10 protein-coding genes are annotated in these 9,453 nt (G+C 71.6%); 8 read left to right on the forward strand and 2 right to left on the reverse strand.

Features of this window, described 5'->3' with window-relative positions; all coding sequences use genetic code 11:
- The first annotated feature begins 19 nt into the window (after positions 1-19).
- The 5 genes from aroC to ACFORO_RS25260 all read left to right on the forward strand — a co-directional run bounded on the left by aroC (position 20) and on the right by ACFORO_RS25260 (position 5,106).
- Positions 20-1,207, forward strand: a complete 1,188-nt coding sequence (gene aroC / locus ACFORO_RS25240) for a chorismate synthase (RefSeq protein WP_344267350.1) — start codon at positions 20-22, stop codon at positions 1,205-1,207.
- The gene (locus ACFORO_RS25245) at positions 1,204-1,743 is read left to right on the forward strand and encodes a shikimate kinase (protein ID WP_377874775.1); all 540 of its coding nucleotides are present in this window, start codon (positions 1,204-1,206) and stop codon (positions 1,741-1,743) included. Before aroC ends, ACFORO_RS25245 begins: the two co-directional genes overlap by 4 nt.
- A 75-nt stretch (positions 1,744-1,818) precedes the next feature.
- Positions 1,819-2,934 carry a 3-dehydroquinate synthase gene (aroB, locus tag ACFORO_RS25250; RefSeq protein ID WP_377874773.1) on the forward strand — a complete coding sequence of 372 codons (1,116 nt, stop codon included), beginning with the start codon at positions 1,819-1,821 and terminating at the stop codon, positions 2,932-2,934.
- Positions 2,931-3,362, forward strand: a complete 432-nt coding sequence (aroQ, locus tag ACFORO_RS25255; protein ID WP_377874770.1) for a type II 3-dehydroquinate dehydratase — start codon at positions 2,931-2,933, stop codon at positions 3,360-3,362. The genes aroB and aroQ overlap by 4 nt, the downstream gene beginning before the upstream one ends.
- A 253-nt stretch (positions 3,363-3,615) precedes the next feature.
- Complete coding sequence (locus tag ACFORO_RS25260; RefSeq protein WP_377874804.1) at positions 3,616-5,106, forward strand: beta-xylosidase; 1,491 nt, start codon at positions 3,616-3,618, stop codon at positions 5,104-5,106.
- Here ACFORO_RS25260 and ACFORO_RS25265 read toward each other — a convergent pair.
- Positions 5,030-5,635, reverse strand: a complete 606-nt coding sequence (locus ACFORO_RS25265; protein ID WP_354750818.1) for a B-4DMT family transporter — start codon at positions 5,633-5,635, stop codon at positions 5,030-5,032. The genes ACFORO_RS25260 and ACFORO_RS25265 overlap by 77 nt on opposite strands.
- Positions 5,636-5,729: 94 nt before the next feature.
- On the opposite strand from ACFORO_RS25265, the gene ACFORO_RS25270 reads away from it, so the two are divergent.
- Genes ACFORO_RS25270 through nusB form a run of 3 tightly spaced genes read left to right on the forward strand, consistent with a single transcriptional unit; the run spans position 5,730 to position 7,892 of the window.
- On the forward strand, positions 5,730-6,827 hold the full coding sequence (locus ACFORO_RS25270; protein ID WP_377874768.1) for a M24 family metallopeptidase: 1,098 nt from the start codon (positions 5,730-5,732) through the stop codon (positions 6,825-6,827).
- A 43-nt stretch (positions 6,828-6,870) separates the two neighbouring features.
- A complete protein-coding gene (gene efp, locus ACFORO_RS25275; protein WP_354750816.1) occupies positions 6,871-7,434 on the forward strand; it encodes an elongation factor P in 564 nt (187 codons plus the stop codon).
- The gene (gene nusB, locus ACFORO_RS25280) at positions 7,434-7,892 is read left to right on the forward strand and encodes a transcription antitermination factor NusB (RefSeq protein WP_354750815.1); all 459 of its coding nucleotides are present in this window, start codon (positions 7,434-7,436) and stop codon (positions 7,890-7,892) included. Before efp ends, nusB begins: the two co-directional genes overlap by 1 nt.
- Positions 7,893-8,810: 918 nt before the next feature.
- Here nusB and bldD read toward each other — a convergent pair.
- Positions 8,811-9,299 (reverse strand): transcriptional regulator BldD, encoded by a 489-nt coding sequence (gene bldD, locus ACFORO_RS25285; protein WP_003096372.1) that lies wholly within the window; start codon positions 9,297-9,299, stop codon positions 8,811-8,813.
- Positions 9,300-9,453 lie beyond the last annotated feature (154 nt).

Raw genomic sequence — 9,453 nt, forward strand, 5'->3', positions numbered from 1 at the left:
GCCGTGACAGGATTGTCCGGTGCTGCGCTGGATCACCGCTGGAGAATCGCACGGACCCGCCCTCGCCGCTGTGCTCGAGGGGCTGCCTGCCGGGGTGGAGGTGACGACCTCGGACCTCTCCGCGCAGCTCGCGCGGCGCCGGCTCGGGTTCGGCCGCAGCCCGCGGATGGGCTTCGAGACCGACCAGGTCCAGTTCCTCGGCGGGGTCCGGCACGGGGTCAGCCAGGGCGGCCCGATCGCCGTCCAGATCGAGAACGCCGAGTGGCCCAAGTGGGAGAAGGTCATGGCGGCCGACCCGGTCGACGAGGCCGAGCTCGCCGGGCTCGCCCGCAACGAGCCGCTGACCCGGCCCCGCCCGGGGCACGCCGACCTGCCCGGCATGCAGAAGTACGGCTTCGACGAGGCCCGTCCCGTCCTGGAGCGCGCCAGCGCCCGCGAGACGGCTTCGCGGACCGCGCTCGGCACTGTCGCGCGGAACTTCCTGCGGCAGCTGCTCGGGGCCGAGGTGCTGAGCCACGTCGTCTCGATCGGCGGCGCCGACGCGCCCGACGGCCCGCTTCCGCAGCCGGGCGATCTCGCGGCGATCGACGAGAGCCCGGTGCGGGCGTTCTCGGCCGAGGGGACCGAGGCGATGATCGCCGAGGTCGACGCGGTGCGGAAGGCCGGCGACACCGTCGGCGGCGTGATCGAGGTGATCGTCTACGGCCTGCCGCCGGGCCTCGGCTCGCACGTGCACTGGGACCGGCGTCTCGACGCGCGGCTCGCCGGCGCGCTGATGGGCGTGCAGGCGATGAAGGGCGTCGAGGTCGGCGACGGCTTCACCACCGCCCGCCGCTGGGGCAGCCAGGCGCACGACGAGATCGACCGCGGCACCGGGCCGGTCGGCGTCACGCGCCGGTCGAACCGCGCGGGCGGGCTCGAAGGCGGCATCACCAACGGCGAACCGCTGCGGGTGCGCGTCGCGATGAAGCCGATCTCGACCGTGCCCAAGGCACTGTCCACAGTGGACGTCCGGACCGGCGAGCCCGCCGTCGCGATCCACCAGCGCTCCGACGTGTGCGCGGTGCCGCGCGCCGGCGTGGTGCTGGAATCGGTCGTGGCGCTGGTCGTCGCGGACGCGGCGCTGGAGAAGTTCGGCGGCGACTCGCTGGCCGAGACCCGGCGCAACGCGCAGGCGTACCTGAAGGCGCTCGAGGAGCGCTGGTGAGCCCGCGCGCGGTCGTCGTCGGGCCGCCGGGCTCCGGCAAGAGCACGGTCGGCCCGCTGCTGGCCGCCGCGCTCGGCGTGACCTTCCGCGACACCGACGACGACATCGTCGCCCGTACCGGACGCGCCATCTCGGACATCTTCGCCGACGACGGCGAGCCAGCGTTCCGCGCGATCGAGGAAGAAGCGGTCGCCACCGCACTCGCCGAACACGACGGCGTGCTCTCCCTCGGCGGCGGCGCCCCGCTCACCCCGGGCACCCGCGCACGGCTTCAGGACCACACGGTGGTTTTCCTGAACGTCGGCCTCGCCGCCGGCGTCCAGCGCACTGGCATGTCCAGCGCCCGCCCGCTGCTCGCCGGCATCAACCCCCGCGCGACCTTCAAGGCCCTGCTCGACCAGCGGCTGCCGGTGTACCGCGAGGTGGCGACCGTCGAGATCGAGACCGACAAGCGAACGCCCGAAGAGGTCGTCGCGGCCGCCGTCGCCGCCCTCGCGCCCGCTCAAGTCCGTGAGGGGAACCCTGAGGGACTCTGAGTCCCTCAGGGTTCCCTTCACGGACCGCAAACCCCGCTCCAGGACCACCGGGCCCGGGAGCAGTGAGGAGAACCCGTGTCCGCCACCCAGCCCGTCCGGATCCGGGTCGCCACCGCGCAGCCGTACGACGTGCTCGTGGGCCGCGGCCTGCTCGGCGAACTCACCGAGCAGCTCGCCGACGCGTCGAAGGTCGCGCTGATCCACCCGCCGACGCTCACCGCCACCGCCGAGGCCGTCCGCGACGAGCTGGCCGCGGCCGGGCTCGACGCGCACCGCGTCGAGATTCCCGACGCCGAGGACGGCAAAGCGTTCTCCGTCGCCAGTTTCTGCTGGGAAGTCCTCGGCCGGATCGGGCTGGACCGGCGCGGCGTGGTCGTCGCGCTCGGCGGCGGGGCGGTCACCGACCTCGCCGGGTTCGTCGCGGGCACCTGGATGCGCGGCGTCCGGCTGGTGAACGTGCCGACGACGCTGCTCGGCATGGTCGACGCGGCGGTCGGCGGGAAGACCGGGATCAACACCGAAGCGGGCAAGAACCTCGTCGGCGTCTTCCACGAGCCGTCCGCCGTCCTGGTCGACCTCGCGACGCTGGAATCCTTGCCGCGCAACGAACTCGTCGCCGGGATGGCCGAGATCGTCAAGACCGGCTTCATCGCCGACCCAAGGATCCTCGAGCTGATCGAGGCCGACCCGGCACTGGCGCTCGACCCGGCGGGCGACGTGCTCGCGGAGCTGGTCCGCCGCTCGATCCAGGTGAAGGCCGACGTCGTCGCGGCCGACCTGCGCGAGTCCGACCTGCGCGAAATCCTCAACTACGGCCACACCCTCGGCCACGCCATCGAACGCCGCGAGCGCTACCGCTGGCGCCACGGCGCGGCGGTCAGCGTGGGCCTGGTGTTCGCCGCGGAACTGGCCCGCCTGGCCGGACGCCTCGACGACGCCACCGCCGACCGGCACGCCTCCGTGCTCAAGCTGATCGGCCTGCCCACTGCCTACGACGCGGACGCGCTGCCCCAGCTGCTGGAAAGCATGAAGGGCGACAAGAAAACCCGCTCCGGAGTGCTGCGGTTCGTCGTCCTGGACGGGCTCGGCAAACCCGGCAGGCTGGAAGGCCCCGACCCGTCCCTGCTCGCCGCCGCGTACTCGGCGATCGCGGCCGAGGCCACGGGAAACGGCGGGAGCGTGCTGCTGTGAAGGCGTTCGTGTTCAACGGCCCCAACCTCGGCAGGCTCGGCAAACGCGAACCGGCCGTCTACGGCTCCACCACGCACGACGACCTCGCGCAACTCTGCGTCGCGACCGGCGAGGAACTGGGTCTCGACGTCGAGGTGCGCCAGACCGACCACGAGGGCGAAATGGTCGGCTGGCTGCACGAGGCCGCCGGCGCGGGCGCGCCGGTCGTGCTGAACGCCGGGGCGTGGACGCATTACTCGATCGCCGTCCGCGACGCCGCCGCCCAGCTCACCGCGCCGCTGCTCGAGCTGCACATCAGCAACGTGCACAAGCGGGAGGAATTCCGGCACCACAGCGTGCTTTCGGACATCGCGACCGGGGTGATCGCCGGTCTCGGGGTGGACGGTTACGCGCTCGCGCTGCGTTGGATCGCTGCGCATTCGGCCTGACATCGGCGGGAAAGCCCTGCTGCGGCAGGACGATTTCGGCGGCACAGCGCGCTTTCCGCCCCCGCACCCACCAGGTTCGCCGGTCGCGAGGCGCGAACGACCCCGCCGTGGCAAACAGCGCAAAGCAAGCCCCAGGTAAACCCGCCTCCCGACCAGCAGATGCGCGACGTGGTTCACCCATCCGGTGCCGCTGTCGCTACACTCGGCGATCATGCACCCGTTTCGTCGTGGGGGTCGGCGACCCGTGCGTCAGCTGCTCTCGCTGCTGATCGCCGGATCCCTCGTTTCCGGGTGCAGCCAGACGACGGCCCAGCCGCAAGCGGAGGGCACCGATCACGGCGGCATCGCGGGCGGGGCGCCGCAGGTTCCGAAGGATCCGCCTCGGGCGGCGGATGTCGCGCTCACCGCTGGGGCCAGTCGCGCGAGCGGGGGAGTGGTCGTCGCGGGGGCCGCGGACGCGTCCTACAACTACGGACCCACCGTGATGGTCGAGAACGGCCGCACCCGGATCTGGTGGTGCAGCCAGTACAGCAGCGCTCCGCCGCCAGGGGACGACATTCTCTACGCCGAGGGTCCCTCGGCCGACGGACCCTTCACCGGACCGGGTGGCGGTGCGCCGCCCGCGGTCTTGTCCGGCGCGCCCGGGAACTTCGACGGCATGCACACCTGTGACCCGTCGGTGTTGCGCGTCGGCGGCACGTACTTCATGTACTACACCGGCGCGGCGGGCGATCACGCGCTCGGCAACGCGATCGGCATGGCCACCAGTCCGGACGGCATCCACTGGACCCGGTCGAACGGCGGCAAACCGATCCTCGGCGCGTCCCACGACGTCCACCGCGCCAACGTCTACGGCGCGGGCCAGCCCTCGGTGGTCTTCCTCGACGGCTGGTACTACCTGATGTTCACCGACACCACCGGACGCGCGGCGGGCTGGAACGGGGCGGGCCAGTTCGTCATCCGGGCGCACGACCCGGCGTTCCGCGAGGGCGTGGAAGCGTTGGGGGAGAAGGGTTTCGAACCCACCGCGACGACCGCGGCGCCGCGCACCCGGTCTGTCGTCGACGCGTTCAGCGTGGACCTGGAGTGGGTCGGCGCGCTCGACGCCTTCGCCATCGCGCACGAGACCGCCGACGGGACCACGATCACCTTCTGGGACCGCGATTTCACGATGCAGCCGTACAAACCGGTCGTGCTCCCGGGCGCGTGGAAGGAAGGCCCCGGCCTCGTCCGCCGTCCCGACGGGCACGCGCCGACGTCGGTCAGCGATCCGTGCGACCTGGTCTCGCTGGACGTCGTGCGCGCCACGGAGATCGGCCCGGCGGGCGCGCCGAGCGGGCTGAAGCACTTCGGGCTCGACGTGAAAGGCGCGGGCGGCTGCTCGACCCCGACGCGCAGCACTGCGACCTTCGACGGCGTCGCCATGCCGTCCCCGGACCGCATGATCGACCTCTACCGCCGCGGCGAGCGCATCCGGATCGACCGGCGTTCAGTCGCCTCGGTACTCGCCGGAGAGCTGGTCGACCGTCCGCTGCCGCAGGTGCCGGAGGTGCCGGTGAAGACCCGTCTGCGCTCCGGCGCGACCATCGTGCACGCGTACGGCCGCGGCTACGGCATGGTGCTCGACGGGCAGCTTTACGGCCTGCCGGACACGACGATCGTGTCGCTCAACGGTTCCGGGGTGCAGGAGATCGACCCGCAACAGTGGGACGGCGCCGCCCGCGGTTTGCCGCTGGGCGGCTGACCGGCGAAGGCTTCGGAGCGGCCCGCGGGGTCGGGCTCGGCGGCAGTTCGAGTTCGCCGGAACGGCTGCCGGTGCCGTCTTCGTCCTCGTCGTCCGGCTCCTGGTCAGAAGAGCCCGAGGAGTCTTCCTCCGCCGCCGGACGCCGGATCCGGCCGCCGACGAACAGCCCCAGCCCGGCGGGCACCAGCACGAGCAGCGCGGAGAACGCCGCCCCGCCGGTGAGCGCGGCTCCCAGCTCGGAAACCCCGGTCTGGTCGACGAAAATCGCCCGCCCGATCACGTACAGGATGCCCGAGCACACGCCCGCGACCAGCGACGCGATGAACCACGCGCGCCCTCTGTCGCGCAGGCCGCGCCAGCCGTCGATCGCGCTCCACAGCGCCGCCAGGCCGACCAGCACGGCGATGGTGAGCGACGTGAACAGCGTCTGGCCGGTCGGGTGGAACACGGACCACTTCGCGAGCAGCGTCATCGCGGCGGCGTGCACGACCGCCATGACCAGCCCGCGCGTCAACCAGGCACCCAGCATGGACGGAGTGTAGGCGCGCCGAAGTTAACCGCCAGTAGGCCGTCCTCGAACCGTTGCCGGGCGACGGCCGGAAGCCGCTGGTTAAGCTGGTCGCGTGCCGGAAATCCACGCTCGCCGCCGCGCCGCGCTCGCCGCCCTGCTCCACGAGAACGGGGTCGACGCGCTGCTGGTCACCGATCTGCTCAACATCCGCTACCTGACCGGGTTCACCGGGTCGAACGCCGCGCTGCTGGTGCACGCCGGCGGCGACGCGAAGACACTGTTCTGCACCGACGGGCGCTACACGACCCAGTCGGAGTCGGAGGTGCCGGACCTGGAACGCGTGCTTGACCGCGCCAGCGCCCGTGCGCTCGCGGCGCACGCGGGCAGCCGGCTCGCGGACTACGGCCGGACCGGGTTCGAGAGCCAGCACGTGAGCGTCGAGGCGCACGAGAACCTCAAGGTGCCCTTCGACCGGGTCGAGCTGATCCGCACGCCGGGGCTGACCGAGCAGCTGCGGGCGGTCAAGGACGAGGTCGAGATCGCCGCTCTGCGCGCCGCGTGCGCGGCCGCGGACCGCGCGCTGGCCGGGTTGATCGAGGCCGGGGGAGTGCGCCCGGGCCGGACCGAGCTGGAAGTGGCCCGCGACCTGGAGAACCGGATGCTGGAGCACGGTTCGTCCGGGATCTCGTTCGAATCCATCGTCGCCGCCGGGCCGAACTCGGCGATCCCGCACCACCGGCCGACCGGGGCCGAGCTGAGCCGCGGCGACTTCGTGAAGTTCGACTTCGGTGCCACGGTCGACGGCTACCACTCGGACATGACCCGCATGGTCGTTATCGGCGAGCCCGCGGACTGGCAGCGCGAGATCTACGACCTGGTGCACCGAGCGCAGGCGGCGGGCTGCGAGGCGGTCCTCCCCGGCGCTGTGGTGTCCGAAGTGGACGCCGCGGCGCGCTCGGTGATCGCCGACGCGGGGTACGGCGAGCAGTTCGCGCACGGTCTCGGCCACGGCGTCGGGCTGGAAGTGCATGAGGCACCGAGCCTGGCCGCGGCGGGCGTCGGTACACTGTCCGCCGGTATGGCGGTCACCGTCGAGCCCGGCGTGTACCTCGCGGGGCGCGGTGGCGTGCGCATCGAGGACACGCTCGTCGTGCGGGACTCCGGACCCGAACTCCTCACCCTGAGCACCAAGGACCTCGTGGCCGTCTGACGGCCGCGGCCGAAGAGATCGAACACAGGAGACCTGAAGACTCGTGGCCACCACCAACGACCTGAAGAACGGACTCGTCCTCAAGCTGGACGGCCAGCTGTGGAGCGTCACCGCGTTCCAGCACGTCAAGCCGGGCAAGGGCGGCGCGTTCGTGCGCACCACCCTCAAGCACGTGCTGACCGGCAAGGTCGTCGACAAGACCTTCAACGCGGGCACGAAGGTCGAGACGGCGACGGTGGACCGCCGGAACATGACGTACCTGTACAAGGACGGCGCGGACTTCGTCTTCATGGACGGCGACACCTACGACCAGATCACCGTGCCCGCCGAGACCGTCGGCGACAACGCGAACTACATGCTCGAGAACACCGAGGTCCAGGTCGCGGTGCACGAGAGCGAGCCGCTGTACGTCGAGCTGCCGACCTCGGTCGAGATCCTCGTCCAGCACACCGACCCGGGCCTGCAGGGCGACCGCTCCACCGGCGGCACCAAGCCCGCGACGCTCGAGACCGGCGCGGAGATCCAGGTCCCGCTGTTCCTCTCGACCGGCGAGAAGATCAAGGTCGACACCCGCGACGGCCGTTACCTCGGCCGCGTCTCCAGCTGATGGCGGACAAGCTCCCCCCGCACCCGAACCGCGGCGGCGCGATCAGCAGGCGACAGGCCCGCAGGCGCGCGGTCGAGATGCTCTACGAGGCCGCCCAGCGGTCGGCCGACGCGGTCACGCTGCTGGCCGACCGCGTCGGCGCGGTCGAGGTCGACCCGGTCGCGGACTACACGATCACCGTCGTGGAGGGCGTCACGGCCCACCGCGAGCGGATCGACGAACTCCTGGCGGAGCACTCGCAGGGCTGGACCCTCGAGCGGATGCCGCCGGTCGACCTGGCCGTCCTGCGCGTCGGCGTCTACGAGATGCTGTGGGCGGCCGACGTCCCCGACGCGGTCGCGATCGACGAGGCGGTCGGCCTCGCGAAGGAGCTTTCGACGGACGACTCGCCGCGGTTCATCAACGGCGTCCTCGGCCGCATCGGCACGATCGCCGACCGCCTGCGCGCGGTGCTGTAGTCCGGCGGCCCGGTAGTCAGAGGTAACCCGGCTGGGGGAAAGCGGCCACCTGAATGGCCGCTGCCTGATCGGGGCACGCCGGGCCGCGGCGGCCGGCGCGAGGGGCGTTCCGGCGAAAATTGATCACCGAGCGGAATCAGAACCGGTCGGCGGGCGCCATTCGCGGCGGCCCGGCCCGGCCGGTTTTCGTGGTGATCCGGCGAGTTCCGGGCCGTCGTCTTCGGGATCCGCTGCGGTGAGTGAGCAGTCGCCCGGCACGGACGGCGGAACCGCGGCCGACCGGGAAATCCGCGCCGTGCGACGGGAATCGCGGCATGAAACCGCGGAAACCGCTAAGCGGCACCAATTTTTCGCGCCGCGCGAGGTGAGCGGTCGCTGATGCAAGTCGGCGTTCGAAGCCGAACTGCAAGCCATGTCAGGGAATTCGTCCTGAAACCAGAATTCCGGAGCGGGGGAGTGGTCGGGGCGAGGAAACCATTCCCGGAGGCGCGGCCCGGAGCGGAAAACGCGTCGGACCCGGACGGATCCGGTTCCCAGCGGGAAAGCGGAGAAATTCAGACGGGTCCGCCGCGCGGCGAACGGGCGCGTCAGCGCGACCGCGGTCGGGATCGACTCGGATCACCCGAGGTCAACCCGGTCGAGCACGGCGGAAGAATCGGGGCTTCGGCAGCTCCGGAACCGGGATTTCGGCTCCAGAACCGGGCTTTTGGCAGCTCCGGAACCAGGACTTCGGCATCTCCGGACCAGGCTTTCAGTGGCTCCGGAAGCGGCACTTCAGCGGCTCCGGAACTGGGTCTGCGGCAGGTCCGGAACAGGATTTCGGCAGCCCCGGCCCTACCCGAAGCGCGGCGGGCGTTCCCGGTTCCCCGGGTGCGGGAAGCCCGCCGCGTCGTGCACGGCCGCTGCCGCCATCGGTCCTCAGTCCTCTTTGGACGGCCGGGCTTCCGGCGGGAGGACGCCCCAGTCGATGAGCTGCTCGGTGAGCTCGCCGGGGGTCATGTCGTAGATGATGGCGAGCGAGCGCAGGTCCTCGGTGCGGATGGAGAGCACCTTGCCGTTGTAGTCGCCGCGCTGGCTCTGGATGGTGGCCGCGTACCGGGCGAGCGGGCCGACCTTCTCCGCGGGCAGCTGCTGGAGCCGCTCCAGGTTGATCACGATCTTCGTGGCGGGCTCGGCCCCGGACGGGACGCGGCCCTCCGGCAGCAGTTCGACCACCGGAACGCCGTAGAAGTCCGCCAGCTCGGCCAGCTTCTGGACGGTGACCGCCCGGTCGCCGCGCTCGTACGAGCCGACCACGACGGCCTTCCAGCGTCCGCCGGACTTCTGCTCGACCCCGTGCAGGGACAGGCCCTGCTGCTGGCGGATCCCGCGGAGCTTGGCCCCGAGCGCCTTGGCGTAATCGCCCATCTGGTGGTTCTCCGTTTCCTCACCCCGCGCCGGCCGGGAGGACCGGGCCGGGGACTCCTCGAGTCGAATACTCAGAGTAATGGTTACGCATAGTTGTCACCAGGTCAAGCAGTAGGTCGGTCCGTGCAGGTGGCGGCCGTGCGCGTACCACCCG

It is taken from the genome of Amycolatopsis halotolerans (assembly GCF_042647905.1).
GTDB classification, from domain to species: domain Bacteria; phylum Actinomycetota; class Actinomycetes; order Mycobacteriales; family Pseudonocardiaceae; genus Amycolatopsis; species Amycolatopsis halotolerans.